General features: G+C 62.3%; 13 protein-coding genes. 6 read left to right on the forward strand and 7 right to left on the reverse strand.

Annotation, left to right across the window (positions count from 1 at the left end; translation table 11 throughout):
- Positions 1–5 precede the first annotated feature (5 nt).
- From HX869_RS16240 to HX869_RS16250, 3 genes are read right to left on the reverse strand one after another with little or no spacing between them, the layout of a single operon-like run.
- Positions 6–992 (reverse strand): alpha-L-glutamate ligase-like protein, encoded by a 987-nt coding sequence (locus tag HX869_RS16240; RefSeq protein WP_003214969.1) that lies wholly within the window; start codon positions 990–992, stop codon positions 6–8.
- Positions 992–2,524 carry an inactive transglutaminase family protein gene (locus HX869_RS16245; RefSeq protein WP_003214971.1) on the reverse strand — a complete coding sequence of 511 codons (1,533 nt, stop codon included), beginning with the start codon at positions 2,522–2,524 and terminating at the stop codon, positions 992–994. The genes HX869_RS16240 and HX869_RS16245 overlap by 1 nt, the downstream gene beginning before the upstream one ends.
- 5 nt (positions 2,525–2,529) lie before the next feature.
- A complete protein-coding gene (locus tag HX869_RS16250) occupies positions 2,530–3,063 on the reverse strand; it encodes an ATP-dependent zinc protease (RefSeq protein ID WP_023659091.1) in 534 nt (177 codons plus the stop codon).
- A 272-nt stretch (positions 3,064–3,335) separates the two neighbouring features.
- Here HX869_RS16250 and HX869_RS16255 point away from each other — a divergent pair, with 272 nt between their 5' ends.
- The 6 genes from HX869_RS16255 to prpD all read left to right on the forward strand — a co-directional run bounded on the left by HX869_RS16255 (position 3,336) and on the right by prpD (position 11,787).
- Complete coding sequence (locus tag HX869_RS16255) at positions 3,336–4,049, forward strand: GntR family transcriptional regulator (protein ID WP_008432676.1); 714 nt, start codon at positions 3,336–3,338, stop codon at positions 4,047–4,049.
- The gene (prpB, locus tag HX869_RS16260; protein WP_003214976.1) at positions 4,046–4,939 is read left to right on the forward strand and encodes a methylisocitrate lyase; all 894 of its coding nucleotides are present in this window, start codon (positions 4,046–4,048) and stop codon (positions 4,937–4,939) included. The genes HX869_RS16255 and prpB overlap by 4 nt, the downstream gene beginning before the upstream one ends.
- A gap of 40 nt (positions 4,940–4,979) precedes the next feature.
- Positions 4,980–6,107: a 2-methylcitrate synthase gene (gene prpC, locus HX869_RS16265; protein WP_008432675.1), complete on the forward strand. Its 1,128-nt coding sequence runs from the start codon at positions 4,980–4,982 to the stop codon at positions 6,105–6,107.
- 201 nt (positions 6,108–6,308) lie between these two features.
- Positions 6,309–8,903, forward strand: a complete 2,595-nt coding sequence (acnD, locus tag HX869_RS16270; RefSeq protein WP_177116835.1) for a Fe/S-dependent 2-methylisocitrate dehydratase AcnD — start codon at positions 6,309–6,311, stop codon at positions 8,901–8,903.
- A 42-nt stretch (positions 8,904–8,945) separates the two neighbouring features.
- Entirely contained in the window at positions 8,946–10,136 is a 1,191-nt protein-coding gene (gene prpF, locus HX869_RS16275) for a 2-methylaconitate cis-trans isomerase PrpF (RefSeq protein ID WP_178903340.1), read from the forward strand.
- A gap of 166 nt (positions 10,137–10,302) precedes the next feature.
- Complete coding sequence (prpD, locus tag HX869_RS16280; RefSeq protein ID WP_177116836.1) at positions 10,303–11,787, forward strand: 2-methylcitrate dehydratase; 1,485 nt, start codon at positions 10,303–10,305, stop codon at positions 11,785–11,787.
- Positions 11,788–11,900: 113 nt separating this feature from the next.
- On the opposite strand, the gene HX869_RS16285 is transcribed toward prpD, so the two are convergent.
- The 4 genes from HX869_RS16285 to HX869_RS16300 form a co-directional block, all read right to left on the reverse strand.
- Complete coding sequence (locus tag HX869_RS16285; protein ID WP_008432668.1) at positions 11,901–13,223, reverse strand: AAA-associated domain-containing protein; 1,323 nt, start codon at positions 13,221–13,223, stop codon at positions 11,901–11,903.
- A gap of 14 nt (positions 13,224–13,237) precedes the next feature.
- A complete protein-coding gene (locus HX869_RS16290) occupies positions 13,238–14,983 on the reverse strand; it encodes an ABC transporter permease subunit (RefSeq protein WP_178903341.1) in 1,746 nt (581 codons plus the stop codon).
- 227 nt (positions 14,984–15,210) lie between these two features.
- Positions 15,211–15,939 (reverse strand): alanyl-tRNA editing protein, encoded by a 729-nt coding sequence (locus HX869_RS16295; RefSeq protein ID WP_177027950.1) that lies wholly within the window; start codon positions 15,937–15,939, stop codon positions 15,211–15,213.
- Between the two features lie 2 nt (positions 15,940–15,941).
- Complete coding sequence (locus tag HX869_RS16300; protein ID WP_003214992.1) at positions 15,942–16,934, reverse strand: serine O-acetyltransferase; 993 nt, start codon at positions 16,932–16,934, stop codon at positions 15,942–15,944.
- Positions 16,935–16,947 lie beyond the last annotated feature (13 nt).

Below are 16,947 nucleotides of genomic sequence, written 5' to 3' on the forward strand. Positions count from 1 at the left end.
TGGGTTTATCCCTCGACCGCCGGAATATGCCCAAACATTTCCTGCACAAACTTAACCCGTTCCTCCGGTGTTTCCGTTACGCCCGCCGCCTTCAGCTCTTCCAGTCGAGCCTCCACGGCATGGGTGCGCAAGGTCAGGCCGCAGTCGTTGGCAATCTGGATGTTCAGCCCCGGGCGAGCGTTAAGCTCCAGGATCAACGGACCCTTTTCCTGGTCCAGCACCATATCCACGCCGATATAGCCCAGGCCGCACAGCTCGTAGCAGCCGGCGGCGAGCTTCATGAACCCGTCCCAGTTGGGCAGTTGCACGCCGTCCACCGCATTGGTGGTGTCGGGGTGCTTGGTGATGATGTTGTTCAGCCAGGTGCCGCGCAGGGTCAGGCCGGTGGCGAGGTCGACACCCACGCCAATCGCGCCCTGGTGCAGGTTGGCCTTGCCGCCGGACTGGCGGGTGGGCAAGCGCAGCATGGCCATCACCGGGTAGCCCATCAGCACAATGATGCGGATGTCCGGTACGCCTTCGTAGCTGATGCTCTTGAAGATCTGGTCGGGCACCACCCGGTATTCGATCAGCGCGCGGTCACGGTGGCCGCCGAGGGAATACAGGCCGGTGAGGATGCTGGAAATCTGATGCTCGATTTCTTCATGGCTGATGATCTTGCCGGAGACGGTCCGGTAGCGCCCTTCAAAACGGTCGGCGATCACCAGGATACCGTCACCACCGGCGCCCTGGGCCGGCTTGATCACGAAGTCGCTGCGCCCGCCGATGATCTCGTCGAGCTTGTCGATTTCCTTCTCGGTGGAAATGACTCCGTACATTTCCGGCACGTGGATGCCGGCGGCCATGGCCCGTTCCTTGGTGATGATCTTGTCATCGACGATCGGATACAGGCTGCGCTTGTTGTACTTGAGCACGTAGTCGGCATTTCGCCGGTTGATGCCCATGATCCCCCGCGCTTCCAGGGCCTTCCAGGTCTTCCAGAAGCCGAACATTACGAGTCAGCCTTGAGGAAGGCCTTGAAACGCACCAGTTCGGTCAGGCGGTAGCCGCGATAACGACCCATGGCCAGCATGAAGCCCACCAGGATCAACAGGATCGCCGGGAAGGTGAACACGAAGTAGATCAGTTCCGGCACGCTCATGATGATGTGCGCCAGGGAAGCGGCGAACAGCGTGCCGATCGCGACTTTCATCGCATGGCCGCCACCGCGTTCTTCCCAGGTAATCGACAGGCGTTCGATGGTCATGGTCAGGATCACCATCGGGAACAATGCCACCGACAGCCCGCGTTCCAGGCCGAGCTTGTGGCTGAACAGACTGATGGCGGCGATCAGCACCACCACGAAGGTCAGCACCACCGAGAGCCTCGGCAGCATCTGCAGCTTCAAGTGTTCCAGGTAAGACCGAAGCGACAGCCCCAGCGCCGTAATAATGGTGAACAGCACAATCCCGAAGCCCAGCTGTGTCTCGCGGAACGCCAGGGCAATCAGCACCGGGGTAAACGTGCCTAGGGTCTGCAGGCCGATCAGGTTGCGCAGGATCAGGATCACCAGCACGCCAATCGGGATCATCACCATGATCATGAAGGTCTGCTGGGTTTGCAGCGGCAGGCCGTACAGCGAGTATTCGAGGAAGTTGGCGTCGGTGTTTTCGTCCGTCAGCTTGGCCAGGCGAATCGCGTTCATTTCGCTGTTGTTGAGGCTGAAGGTCACCATGGCCTTCTTGCCGCCGTCGACGGTGATCAGGTTTTCATCACCGGTCCACCACAGCAGGCGGTCGGCTGGCAGCCCTTGTTCGCCGGTGTCGGGGTTGAAGTACAGCCAGTCGTTGCCATTGAAACTGCGCAGCCAGAGTTCCGGGGTTTGCGGCTGGTCGGCCACCAGGCGGATGGTGTGAACCTTTTCCACCGGCACATGGGCGATGGACAGCAGCAACTCGACGATCTTGGCCTTGTGCGGCGTCGACGGGTCGCCCGCCAGCAGCAGCTTCACGTTGTCGTCGTTGAGGTTGTTGGTGCGCTTGATGGCTTCGCTGATAAAGGTCTCGACGTCGGCCGAGTGCTGGCGGATCGGCGCCAGCAGGGCTTCGGCGGCGATTTTTTCCGGGCCTTCGACGGCGATGCTGTCGCGGAAGGTCGGGCCCTTGACCTTGACCTTTTCACCGCTGTAACGCTTGGTCAGCACCAGGCGGTAGTAGAGGGTCTGGTTGCCCTTGGCCCGGCGTGCCGACCAGGTGACCTTGCGGTTGCCGTCGAGGCGATTGACGCTGACGCCGTAGTTATTCGAGATAAAGCTTTCATTCAGGCTGACGAAGTCGCGGCTCAGGGGCGGCACGAACATCTGGATTTTCACCGGGTCCTTGGCGCTGGCGACGAACTCGACCTTGGCGTCGATGTTCCACAGGTCGTCGGTGGCGTCCTCGGTGACGGGAATCCCCAGCACGAAAATCTGATAGGCGGTGACCGAAATGCCCAAGACCACCAAAACGGCGATCAGGATTTTCAGGTGCAGATTAAGAGAGCGCATTCAAATTACTCAGCGGTATGAGCGTCGGAGGCGCAGGCAGGTTTGCCCGCCGCGTATTTAAGACTGGGGTCGACCAGCGCATCAAAGCGTTTCAGCGCTTCGGAGCCGATCAGCAGCGGGTATTGGAAGGCGCTGCGGTCAGTCAAGTTCACTTCGATACTGCGTAAAGCGGTGCCCATGCAGATGTCCAGGGCGATGACTGGACGGGCGGTGTAGTTCTTGTCTTCATCGGGGTCGTAGTCACCGGCGCGGCGCTTGATCTTGCTCACGCGGGCCAGGGGACGCTCGATGGGGTGGGAGTGTGCGGTGTCGATGGCCAGGTAGAAGCGCACCCAGGACTCGCCGTTGCGCTTGAAGCGCTTGATGTCGCGGGCGCTCAAGGACGCGGTCTTGGCCCCGGTGTCGAGCTTGGCGGCCACTTCCAGGTCAATGCCGGCCAACTTGGCGTATTCATTGAGTCCATAAACGGTCTTCTCGGCAGCAACGCCAAGGCCCGGGATAAACAGTAGAAGCAAAAGGGGGAAGGGCTTGAGTCTCATAAATCCTGACGCGGTGCAGTGCGATGTTCAATTCAAGGCGACTGGCATTGCTGCGCAAGCTCCCTCGTGCGCCTTTTCATCCAGGGATGTGAGGCAAAAGTGGCCGGCATTCTAACATGAAGGTTTTCTGGCGCCAGCGCTGGCAGCCGGCCATGCCCCGATAGAGTGCAAGGCGGGTTATTAGACGATTGTCGACAATGTGTATTTATTCTTTGACTATTCGGGGCTGATTGGCTAGTTTTTGCGGCATTGCTTTTAAAGGTGTCGACAATATGCTGGATCAACTGGAAACCCCAGTGATGGCCCAAGACGATTCCCAGACCATGTCCGAGAACGTCTTCCGGCGTATCCAGGCCGCCATCGTCAAGGGCGAAATCGCCCCCGGCAGCAAGATCTCCGAGCCGGAACTGGCGCGCACCTATGGCATCAGCCGTGGCCCGCTGCGCGAGGCGATTCATCGCCTGGAAGGCCAGCGCCTGCTGGTGCGCATCCCCCATGTGGGCGCGCGAGTGGTCTCGTTGAGCCATGAAGAACTGATCGAACTCTACGAAATCCGCGAATCCCTGGAAGGCATGGCCTGCCGCCTGGCCGCCGAGCGCATGACCGACGCCGAGATCGAAGAGCTGCGCCAGGTGTTGCACACCCACGAGCGCGATGCGGCCTTCCAGGCCGGTGTCGGCTACTACCAGCAGGAAGGCGACTTCGATTTTCATTACCGGATAATTCAAGGCGCCGGTAATCGCACCCTGACCCAAATGTTGTGCGGCGAGCTGTATCAGTTGGTGCGCATGTACCGCATCCAGTTCTCCGCCACCCCCAATCGTCCACGCCAGGCCTTTGCCGAGCATCACCGCATTCTTGACGCGATTGCCGATCGCGACGGTGAACTGGCCGAGTTGTTGATGCGCCGGCATATCGGTGCCTCCAAACGCAACATTGCCCGTCACTTCCCGGACGGCGCTCCCCAATCACGAGGTGAGTCATGAGTTCCAATAACAACACCACTCCAGGCCAGCGTTTCCGTGACGCGGTTGCCAGCGAGCACCCGTTGCAGGTAGTCGGCGCGATCAACGCCAACCATGCGCTGCTGGCCAAGCGCGCCGGCTTCAAGGCGATCTACCTGTCGGGTGGCGGGGTGGCTGCCGGCTCCCTCGGTGTGCCGGACCTGGGCATCACCGGCCTGGATGACGTGCTGACGGACGTGCGCCGCATCACCGACGTGTGCGACCTGCCGCTGCTGGTGGACGTGGACACCGGTTTCGGCTCCTCCGCGTTCAACGTGGCGCGCACCGTCAAGTCGATGATCAAGTTCGGCGCGGCGGCGATCCATATCGAAGACCAGGTGGGCGCCAAGCGTTGCGGCCATCGCCCGAACAAAGAAATCGTGTCCCAGCAGGAAATGGTCGACCGCATCAAGGCTGCGGTGGATGCGCGTACCGATGACAGCTTCGTGATCATGGCCCGCACCGACGCACTGGCCGTGGAAGGTTTGGAATCCGCCCTGGAACGTGCGGCCGCCTGCATTGAGGCCGGCGCCGACATGGTGTTCCCGGAAGCCATCACTGAGCTTGAGATGTACAAGCTGTTCGCCTCTCGCGTGAAAGCGCCGATCCTGGCCAACATCACCGAATTCGGTGCGACGCCTCTCTATACCGTCGATCAACTGAAATCTGCGGATGTTTCCATCGTCCTGTACCCGCTCTCGGCCTTCCGCGCCATGAACAAGGCCGCCGAGAACGTCTACACCGCGATCCGTCGCGACGGCACCCAGCAGAACGTGATCGACACCATGCAAACCCGTATGGAGCTTTACGATCGCATCGACTACCACACCTTCGAGCAGAAGCTCGACGCGCTGTTCGCCGCCAAGAAGTAACGCGAGCGCCTCACTAATAACTAAAAGATTGGAGATAACCATGGCCGAAGCAAAAGTACTCAGTGGAGCTGGCCTGCGTGGCCAGGTTGCCGGGCAGACCGCACTGTCCACCGTGGGCCAGGCCGGTGCCGGCTTGACCTATCGCGGCTACGACGTGCGCGAACTCGCCGCCGATGCCCAGTTTGAAGAAGTCGCCTACCTGCTGCTCTACGGCGAACTGCCGACCAAAGCCGAACTGGCCGCCTACACCGCCAAGCTCGGCAAACTGCGCGACCTGCCCCAGGCGCTGAAAGAAGTGCTGGAACGCATCCCCGCCGACGCGCACCCGATGGACGTGATGCGCACCGGTTGCTCGTTCCTGGGCAATATCGAGCCGGAGAAAGACTTCTCCGTGCAGCGCGACGTGACCGACCGCCTGCTGGCCGCATTCCCGGCGATCATGTGCTACTGGTACCGCTTCAGCCACGACGGCCAGCGCATCAACTGCGTGACCGACGAGCCGAGCATCGGCGGGCACTTCCTGCACCTGCTGCACGACAAGAAGCCCAGCGACTTGCACGTCAAGGTGATGAACGTGTCGCTGATTCTCTACGCCGAGCACGAATTCAACGCCTCGACCTTCACCGCCCGCGTGTGTGCGTCGACCCTGTCGGACCTGTATTCCTGCGTGACTGCCGCCATCGGCTCCCTGCGTGGCCCGCTGCACGGCGGCGCCAATGAAGCGGCGATGGAGATGATCGAGCGTTTCTCTTCCGCCCAGGAAGCGGTGGAAGGCACCCTCGGCATGCTGGCGCGCAAGGACAAGATCATGGGCTTTGGCCACGCGATCTATAAAGACAGCGACCCGCGAAACGAGGTGATCAAGGCCTGGTCGAAAAAACTCGCGGACGAAGTGGGCGACACCGTGCTGTTCCCGGTTTCTGAAGCCATCGACAAGACCATGTGGGAGCAGAAGAAACTGTTCCCCAACGCCGACTTCTACCATGCCTCGGCGTACCACTTCATGGGCATCCCGACGAAGCTGTTCACCCCGATTTTCGTCTGCTCGCGGCTGACAGGATGGGCAGCTCACGTGTTCGAGCAGCGAGCCAACAACCGCATCATCCGTCCGAGCGCCGAGTACATCGGCGTTGAGCAGCGCAAGTTCGTGCCAATCGAACGTCGCTGAGTGGAGAAACCGCTGATCTTGGGGTGAAAACGGATCAAAAAGGTGGGAGCGGGCTTGCTCGCGAAGGCGGTGCGACAGTCGCCATGTGTGTTGCATAACACACCGCTTTCGCGAGCAAGCCCGCTCCCACATTTTGATCGCATTCCACCTTGGATCAGCACCGGTTCTTCCTTTTGCAACTACCGTGACCGAGTCCTGACGATGAACACTGAACACCGCAAACCGCTCCCCGGCAGCCGCCTCGATTTCTTTGACGCCCGCGCGGCAGTCGATGCAATCACCCCCGGCGCCTACGCCACACTGCCGTACACCTCCCGCGTGCTCGCGGAAAACCTGGTGCGTCGCTGTGACCCCGCAACCCTCAATGCCTCCTTGAGCCAACTGATCGAGCGCAAACGCGACCTCGACTTCCCGTGGTTCCCGGCCCGCGTGGTGTGCCACGACATCCTCGGCCAGACCGCCCTGGTGGACCTTGCCGGCCTGCGCGACGCCATCGCCCTGCAAGGCGGTGACCCGGCCCAGGTCAACCCGGTGGTGCCGACCCAACTGATCGTCGACCATTCCCTGGCCGTCGAAGCCGGTGGTTCTGACCCGCAGGCGTTCGAGAAAAACCGCGCCATCGAAGACCGTCGCAACGAAGACCGTTTCCACTTTATCGAATGGACCAAAAAGGCCTTCAAGAACGTCGACGTGATCCCGCCGGGCAACGGCATCATGCACCAGATCAACCTGGAGAAAATGTCTCCGGTGATCCAGGTACGTGACGGCGTGGCCTTCCCGGATACCTGCGTCGGCACCGACAGCCACACGCCTCACGTTGATGCCTTGGGCGTGATCGCCATCGGCGTTGGCGGCCTTGAAGCAGAGAGCGTGATGCTCGGCCGCGCCTCGTGGATGCGCCTGCCGGAAAGTGTTGGCGTGGAGCTGACGGGCAAGCTGCAACCGGGCATCACCGCCACCGACATGGTGCTGGCGCTGACCGAGTTCCTGCGCAAGCAGAAGGTCGTCGGTGCGTGGCTGGAGTTCTTCGGTGAAGGCGCCTCCGCGCTGACCCTGGGCGACCGCGCCACCATCTCCAACATGGCCCCGGAATACGGCGCCACGGCGGCGATGTTCTATATCGACCAGCAGACCATCGCCTACCTCAAGCTCACCGGCCGTGACGACGAACAAGTCACCCTGGTGGAGCAATATGCTCGCCACACCGGCCTGTGGGCGGACGACCTCAAGGGCGCGCAATACGAGCGTGGCCTGAGCTTCGATTTGTCCTCGGTGGTGCGCAACATGGCCGGCCCGAGCAACCCCCACGCCCGCGTCGCCACCAGCGACCTGGCGGCCAAGGGCATCTCCGGCCAGTGGGATGACGTGCCGGGGCAAATGCCCGACGGCGCGGTGATCATCGCCGCCATCACCAGTTGCACCAACACCAGCAACCCGCGCAACGTGATTGCCGCCGGCCTGCTGGCACGCAATGCCAACAAGCTCGGCCTGGCCCGCAAGCCGTGGGTCAAGTCGTCCCTGGCACCGGGTTCGAAAACCGTCGCGATGTACCTCGACGAAGCCGGGCTGACCACCGAGCTGGAGCAGTTGGGTTTCGGCGTGGTGGCGTTCGCCTGCACCACCTGCAACGGCATGTCCGGCGCACTCGACCCGGTGATCCAGCAAGAGATCATCGACCGCGACCTGTACGCCACCGCCGTGCTTTCGGGTAACCGCAACTTCGACGGCCGTATCCACCCGTACGCCAAGCAAGCGTTCCTCGCGTCGCCGCCGCTGGTGGTGGCCTATGCGATTGCCGGCACCATCCGTTTCGACATCGAAAAAGACGTGCTGGGCCTGGACGCCAATGGCAAGGAAATCCGCCTCAAGGACATCTGGCCAAGCGACGAAGAAATCGACGCGGTGGTCAAGGCGTCGGTCAAGCCGGAGCAGTTTCGCCAGGTGTACATCCCGATGTTCGCGATCCACGAAGACACCGGCCCGAAGGTCACGCCGCTGTACGACTGGCGCCCGCAGAGCACCTACATCCGTCGCCCGCCGTACTGGGAAGGTGCCCTGGCCGGTGCACGTCCGCTCAAGGGCATGCGCCCGCTGGCGGTGCTGCCGGACAACATCACCACCGATCACCTGTCGCCGTCCAACGCGATCATGCTCGACAGCGCCGCGGGCGAATACCTGGCGAAAATGGGCCTGCCGGAAGTCGACTTCAACTCTTACGCGACCCATCGTGGCGACCACTTGACCGCGCAGCGCGCCACCTTCGCCAACCCGAAACTGTTCAATGAAATGGTGGTTGAAGACGGTAAGGTCAAGCAGGGTTCGCTGGCGCGCCTGGAGCCGGAAGGCAAGGTCACGCGCATGTGGGAAGCCATCGAAACCTACATGGAGCGCAAGCAGCCGCTGATCATCATTGCCGGCGCCGACTACGGCCAGGGTTCGTCCCGGGACTGGGCGGCCAAGGGCGTACGCCTGGCCGGTGTTGAGGCGATTGCCGCCGAAGGTTTCGAGCGCATCCACCGCACCAACCTGGTGGGCATGGGCGTGCTGCCGCTGGAGTTCCTGCCGGGCACCGACCGCAAGACCCTGAAGATCGACGGCACGGAAACCTACGACGTGATCGGCGAACGCACCCCGCGTGCGCAACTGACGTTGCTGATCAACCGCAAGAACGGCGAGCGTGTCGAGGTGCCGGTGACCTGCCGGCTGGACACGGCTGAAGAAGTGTCGATCTACGAGGCGGGCGGCGTGTTGCAACGTTTTGCCCAAGACTTCCTGGAATCGGCTGTAACTGCCTGATAACTGCGGCCGGGGTCAACGCCCCGGCCCATGAGGACCACCATGGCACACGTACCGCAGATCAAGATTCCCGCCACCTACATGCGTGGCGGCACCAGTAAAGGCGTGTTTTTCAGCCTCAAGGATTTGCCCGAGTCGGCCCAGGTGCCGGGCGCGGCGCGGGATGCGTTGTTGTTGCGGGTGATCGGCAGCCCCGACCCGTATGACAAGCAAATCGACGGCATGGGCGGCGCGACTTCCAGCACCAGCAAAACCGTGATCCTGGCCAAAAGTACCCGCGCCGATCACGACGTGGATTACCTGTTCGGCCAGGTGTCCATCGACAAACCGTTCGTGGACTGGAGCGGCAACTGCGGCAACCTGTCGGCGGCGGTGGGTTCGTTCGCCATCAGCGCCGGCCTGGTAGATGCCGCGCGCATTCCGCACAACGGCGTGGCCGTGGTGCGGGTGTGGCAGGCGAATATCGCCAAGACCATCATCGCTCACGTACCGATCACCGACGGTGCGGTGCAGGAAACCGGCGACTTCGAACTCGACGGCGTGACCTTCCCGGCCGCCGAGGTGCAGCTGGAATTCATGGACCCAGCGGCGGAAGAAGAGGGCGGCGGTGGCTCGATGTTCCCTACCGGCAACCTGGTGGATGATCTGGAAGTGCCGGGTGTCGGCACGTTCAAGGCGACGCTGATCAATGCCGGGATTCCCACCATCTTCATCAACGCCCAGGACCTGGGCTACACCGGCACCGAGTTGCAGGGCGCGATCAATGGCGACCCCAAGGCCCTGGCGATGTTTGAAACCATCCGCGCCCATGGTGCGCTGCGCATGGGCTTGATCAAACACCTGGACGAGGCGGCCCAGCGTCAGCACACGCCGAAGGTGGCGTTTGTGGCGCGGCCTGCGGACTACGTGGCGTCCAGCGGCAAGGCGATCAAGGCGGGTGATGTCGACCTGCTGGTGCGGGCGCTGTCCATGGGCAAGTTGCACCACGCGATGATGGGCACGGCGGCGGTGGCGATTGGCACGGCGGCGGCGATTTCCGGCACGCTGGTGAATTTGGCAGCGGGCGGCGTGGAGCGCAATGCGGTGCGGTTCGGGCATCCCTCCGGGACGTTGCGCGTAGGCGCCGAGGCCAGCCAGATCGACGGTGAATGGGTCGTGAAAAAAGCCATCATGAGCCGCAGTGCGCGAGTGTTGATGGAAGGGTTCGTACGCGTCCCCGGCGACGCTTTCTAACCGATCGTTCCCACGCTTTGCGTGGGAATGCATCCCGTGACGCTCTGCGTCACCCTTGCGCCGTACGGGACGCGAAGCGTCCAAGGCGGCATTCCCACGCAGAGCGTGGGAACGAACACCCTGACCCTGAGGATGGACCACACCTAACCCACTTTGGAGTACTGCCATGAGCGCCAACGTCGACCAGAACAACCGCCCCGACTACGACCAGGTCCTGCAGGACATCGCCGACTACGTACTGAATTTCAGGATCGAATCCCGCGATGCCCTCGACACCGCCCGCAACTGCCTGATGGACACCCTCGGTTGCGGCCTGCTGGCCCTGCGTTTCCCGGAGTGCACCAAGCACCTGGGGCCGATCGTCGAAGGCACGGTGGTGCCGTTCGGCGCACGGGTGCCGGGCACCTCGTTCCGCCTGGATCCGGTCAAGGCCGCATGGGACATCGGCTGCATCGTGCGCTGGCTCGACTACAACGACACCTGGCTTGCTGCCGAATGGGGTCACCCTTCCGATAACCTCGGTGGCATCCTCGCGGTCGCCGACCATCTCTCGCAAAAACGCCTGGCCAACGGCGACGCACCGCTGACCGTGCGGGCCGTGCTGGAGGCGATGATCATGGCCCACGAAATCCAGGGTGTGATTGCCCTGGAAAACTCCTTCAACCGTGTCGGCCTTGACCACGTGCTGCTGGTGAAAGTCGCCTCCACCGCCGTCACCGCCAAGCTGATGGGCGCCAACCGTGAGCAACTGCTGTCGGCCCTGTCCCAGGCGTTTGTCGATGGCCAGGCATTGCGTACTTATCGTCATGCGCCGAACGCCGGTTCGCGCAAGTCGTGGGCGGCGGGGGATGCGTCGAGTCGCGGGGTGCGCCTGGCGGATATCGCCATGCGCGGCGAGATGGGCATTCCCGGTGTGTTGAGCGCGCCGCAGTGGGGCTTCTATGACGTGCTGTTCAGCCACACCAACAAGGACCTGGCGCTCAAGCCCGAAGACAAGCGCGCCTTCAGCCTGTCGCAGCCCTACGGCACGTATGTGATGGAGAACGTACTGTTCAAGATCAGCTTCCCCGCCGAGTTCCACGCACAAACCGCCTGCGAGGCAGCAGTCACCCTGCACCCACAGGTGAAGCACCGCCTGCATGAGATCGACAGGATTGTGATCACCACCCACGAATCGGCGATCCGGATCATCTCCAAGGTCGGGCAGTTGGCCAACGCGGCGGACCGCGATCATTGCCTGCAGTACATGACCGCCGTACCGCTGGCGTTTGGCAACCTGGTGGCCGAGCAATACGAAGATGAATTCCACGCGGCCCATCCGATCATCGATGAGCTGCGCGAAAAGATGGTCATCGTCGAGGAGCCGCGCTACAGCCGCGAATACCTGGAGGCCGACAAGCGCTCCATCGCCAATGCGGTGCAGGTGTTCTTCAAGGATGGTTCCAGCACCGAACAGGTGGCCGTGGAATACCCGATTGGCCACCGTCGCCGTCGGGTGGATGGCATTCCGTTGCTGGAAGACAAGTTCAAGGCCAATCTGGCGACCCGGTTTACCGCGCAGCGCAGTGCCGAGATTTTTGCGCTGTGCAAGGATCAGGCACGGCTTGAGGCCACTGCGGTAAACCGGTTTGTGGACCTGTTCGTCATCTGAAGAACACCACTGGTCAAATGTGGGAGCGGGCTTGCTCGCGAATGCGGTGGATCAGCCATATATGCATTGGCTGACACTCCGCATTCGCGAGCAAGCCCGCTCCCACATTAAACCTACATGCTGCCTTCCACATCATCCAGGCTGAACGTCTCGGTATGGTCGTCATAGGAGAAGATCTCCGCATACCGCCCCCAGGCCACCACGCTTTCCAGGGTTTTCTCCACAAAGGCTTCCGTCATCGAGTCTTCCAGTTCCTGCTCGAAGCGCACCCGTGGCGCCCGGTGGCCGCTGCGCTCAAGCAACACCTGGTGAATGCGCGCGGCCAATGGCACGTGGCGGATCAAGTGTTCGGCGAACAGGGTTTTACGCTCCTGGGTGCCGTAGTCGGCGAACAGTTTGCCGGCATCGGTCAGGGTGATATCGGCACCCTTGAGTTCGGCGAAGCCCAAATGCTCAAGCATCTCCGCCACCGGGAACAGATCGTCGACTTCCAGCAAACGCCGTTCGGCCACGGTCGGCAGGCCGGCGTGGCCGTTGTAGGGCTCGGCGGCCAGGGTTTCGATCAGGCCGGCCATCAGGTTGGTGGAGACTTCCGGCAACAGGCTGCCCATTTTCAGCTCAGGCAAACCTCTGCTGGCGTCAGCGCTGCGGCGGTCGGTCATCAGGGCATAGATGTCGTCGACCATTTGCCGGAAGGTCGGGTCCAGGCGGTTGCGCGGGTGGGCAAACGGCACCTTTATCTCGGCCACCACCCGGCCAGGGTTGGACGACAGCACCAGGATGCGGTCGCACATCAGCACCGCTTCTTCGATGTTGTGGGTCACGATCAGGATCGATTTGATCGGCAGTTGCTTGCCGCTCCACAGATCCAGCAAGTCGGTGCGCAGGGTTTCAGCGGTGAGCACGTCCAGCGCCGAGAACGGTTCGTCCATCAGCAGCAGGGTCGGGTTCACCACCAGCCCACGGGCGAAACCCACGCGTTGGCGCATGCCGCCGGACAGTTCGCGCGGGTAGGCGTTTTCAAAGCCGTCCAGGCCGATCAGGTCGATGGCCGCCAGGGCGCGCCTGCGGGACTCCTTGCGCTCGACCTGCAAGGCTTGCAGGCCGGCCTCGACGTTTTCCAGCACGGTCAGCCACGGGAACAGTGCGAAGGTCTGGAACACCATGGCCACGCCTTCGGCCGGGCCGGTGAGCGGCGCGCCGTTGTAGCGCACTTCGCCCGACGACGGCTGGATCAGCCCGGCGATGATGCGCAGCAAGGTCGACTTGCCCGAGCCGGACCGGCCGAGCATGCCGACAATCTCGCCTTCGTGCAGGCTCAAGTTCACGCCGCTGAGGACTTGCAGCTCGTCTTTACCTTTGCCGAACACCCGGTTCACGTTTTTCAACGAGTAGATTTCCGGAGTGTCGGCGGCATGCTCGGTATAGGTAGTCATCACAGCGAGTCCCATCAATTCAGACGAAGTTTGTTTTCAGCCATGGCGTACATCGGCCGCCACACAGCGCGGTTGAACGCCACCACGAAGATCGACATCACCACCACGCCCAGGGCGATCTTCGGGAAGTCGCCGGCCGCGGTGGTCTGGGCGATGTAGGCGCCCAGCCCGTGGGCGACTACGTTGTCCTGGCCCCAGGACACGTACTCGGACACAATACTGGCGTTCCAGGCACCCCCCGAGGCGGTAATGGCGCCGGTGACGTAGTACGGGAAAATCCCCGGCAGCATCACCTTGCGCCACCACAACCAGCCGCGAATGCGGAAGTTGGCGGCGGCTTCCTTGAAGTCATTCGGGAACGCGCTGGCTCCGGCGATCACGTTGAACAGGATGTACCACTGGGTGCCCAGCACAATCAGCGGGCTCAGCCAGATATCCGGGTTGAGGTTGTAGTGCAGGATCACGATGACGAACACCGGGAACAGCAGGTTCGCCGGGAAGGCCGCAAGGAACTGCGCCAGCGGCTGGATTTTTTCCGCAAGCGCAGGGCGCAAGCCGATCATCACGCCCAGCGGCACCCAGATCAGCGAGGCGATCAGGATCAGGCCGACCACCCGCAACAACGTGATCAGCCCTAGCACGAATACATGGCCGACTTCGGCCAGGGTCACTTCGGTGCCGACGTACTGCACGATGTGGTACAGCGCATAAGCGGCCAGCAGCGCGATGAGTGCGCCCCATACCCAGTCGATCACTTTTGACGCTTTCGGGGTTTCTGCCGGCAGCGCCTTGAGTGCACCGCCCGCCAGGCTGAAGCGCTTGTTGCCAATGCGGCTGATGGCGCGGGTGACAGGCCGCAGGATGCGCTGGACGATGCGCGTGCGCTGGATCAGGTTCAGCAGCCAGGATTGCGGCGCGGCACCCTGGGAGGCGGTGGTCTCCATGCGGAACTTGTCGGCCCAGGCCACCAGTGGGCGGAACAGGAACTGGTCGTACATCAGGATGACCACAATCATCGCCAGGATCACGTAGCCCACGGCGTGCAGGTCTTTCTGGGCAATCGCCAGGGCCAGGTATGAGCCCACGCCCGGCAAGGTGATGGTCTTGTCGCCGACGGTAATGGCCTCGGAGGCGACCACGAAAAACCAGCCGCCGGACATGCTCATCATCATGTTCCACACCAGCCCGGGCATGGCGAAGGGCACGTCGAGCTTCCAGAACCGCTGCCAACCGGAAAGTCGCAGGTTGGTCGACACTTCCACCAGGTCATGGGGCAGCATGCGCAGCGACTGGTAGAAGCTGAACGTCATGTTCCAGGCCTGGCTGGTGAAAATCGCAAAGATGGCCGCGAACTCCGCGCCGAGCACACGCCCGGGGAACAGCAGCAGGAAGAACGTCACTGTGAACGAGATGTAACCCAGCACTGGTACTGATTGCAGGATGTCGAGCACGGGCACCAGCAGTTTCTCGGCGCGCCGGCTTTTGGCGGCCAGGGTGCCGTACAACAGGGTGAACACCAGCGCTGCAACCATCGCCGCCAGCATGCGCATCGTGGTGCGCATCGCGTATTCCGGCAGGTTGGCCGGGTCCAGCGAGATCACTTCACTCTGCAGGGTGGCGATAGGCGCCCAGGTTTCCCGCGCAGTGATGGAGAAAAACAGTAAAAAGCCGATCACCAGGGGCAGGGCGACCAAATCCCAGCGGTTGGGTAGCAAGCGCAATGTGGATGCAGGGATGTAGTGACGGAACACTCTTTTCATAGGCAGTCATTCCTGCAGCGTTCAGGTTCAGGGGCGTGATGGGAGTGAGCTTAGCTGCTGCACGAATGACCCACCGAGAAGGGCGGGCGCTGTTTTCGCGAGTCAGGGGCAACGAGGCGTTGCTGGCGGGATTGTACGTTTCTGAATGTTACAAGCGCATAAATTTGCTGTCAGTTTCCTGTACGAACGGCGACTAGGGCGTCGGCGCCCCGGTCGTCGCTCGGCGGTTATTCAAACCGCAGGATCACCCTGCGATTGTGTTTGCTCTTCTTCTCGATTTTTTCGCAGAACACCCGGCCGATTTCCTCGGTATTGGTCACATGGGTGCCGCCGCAGGGCTGGATATCGATCCCGGCGATTTCAATCACCCGAACTGCCCCCTGGATGACCGGTGGCGCCACCGCCTGGGTGCGAGTGATCTGCAGCAGGGTTGAATACTCCGAGGCGGGCATGGACAGGGTTTTCACCCCATGAGCCTGTTCGATCAAGGCATTGAGGTCACGGGTGATGGTCTCTTTGTCGAGGGTCATTTCCGGCAGGTCGAAATCCAGGCGGCCCTTGTCGGCGCCGATACTGCAACCGGTCACCGGAGCGTCGATGATCGAGCACAGGAGGTGCAGGCAGGTGTGCATTTTCATGTGCCGGTAGCGACGTTCCCAGTCCAGGCTGGCGTCTACCTGCATCCCGGCGGCCAGTTGCTCGGGGCAGTGTTCTACCTGGTGCCAGATGATCGAGCGCAGCACCGGGTCACGCACGGTGCCGGTGATGTCGACGCGGCTGCCGTCGGGCAGGATGAAATGACCGGTGTCCCCCGGTTGGCCGCCGCCGGTGGGGTAGAACAGCGTGTGCTCCAGGGCGATTCCCTGTTCGCTGACGGCAATCACCCGCGCACTGAAGGCATTCTGGTAAGGCGCGCTGTCGAACAGCGCGAGGGTTTCCATGGTGTGCACGGACATGTTCAACCTCCGACGATCAGTGGGCTGGCTTGCAGCAGGCGACGAACCATCGCGCTCAAGCCAGGAGGAGATAGCAGGGTGATTTCAAATTCGGGCCCGGTCACTTTCAGGTTCAGCGGCAGGCGCGGCGGGTAGGCGTTGGTTTCGATGTGCCGCAGGCGGAATTGCAGGTGATGACGTTCCTTGACTGTCGGCTCCAGCAGCAGGCCGGGCAGGGGATGAAAGTCAGCGTCCAATACCGTCACCTTGTGGCTGGCGTTGACTTCGCCCACCACGTGCAGGCGTTCGTCGAGGGCAAACGCGCCGAGGTAATTGCTGTGGTCCGACTCATCGTTTTTCTGCAACTGGATCTGGTTGACCACCTTGACCTTGGTGCCGGCCGGCACGTCCTGGGTGATCACGCAGGACGGGCTGATGAACACGTTGTCGCCGATCAGCACGTAACCGAGCACCCGTGCGCCGGAGCCGACTTCCACGTTGTTGCCCAGCCGCGGGTGGCGCTTGCCGTCCGGGTTGTTGGCGATGCCCCGGGCGCCGAGGGTCACGCCGCAGAGGATGTAGCAGTCGTTGCCGATCTCGCAGGTTTCACCGATGACCGTGCCGTAACCGTGGTCCAGCACAAAGCGCCGGCCGATCCGCGCCGCGGGGTGAATTTCGGCGCCGGACAGGATCTTGCCCTGGTTGCTCAGCTTCAGGGCGATGGCGGAAAACACGCCGTTGTTCTTGTCCGGGAAATTCCACACCAGGTGGGCCAGGCGGTAATACAGCACGGCCTTGAACGAGGCGTAGGACTCCAGGATCAGCTCTCCGCGCCCACGGGACGCCGGGTCGCGCCAGGCATAGGCGATCAGGTCTTCGGCCACCGCCTGGGCCGCCGCCTGGATCAGCGGCGCGAGATGCGCCTCCAGCTGCTTCAACTGCGCAGGCGTGAGCGTGGTGATGAGGTGGGTGAGCAACTCATCGTGCAGTTGTTGCATGTCGATAAAGCCCCCCATGGAGGCACCCCCG

The sequence above is a fragment of the Pseudomonas sp. P7779 genome (genome assembly GCF_013386315.1).
Lineage (GTDB): Bacteria > Pseudomonadota > Gammaproteobacteria > Pseudomonadales > Pseudomonadaceae > Aquipseudomonas.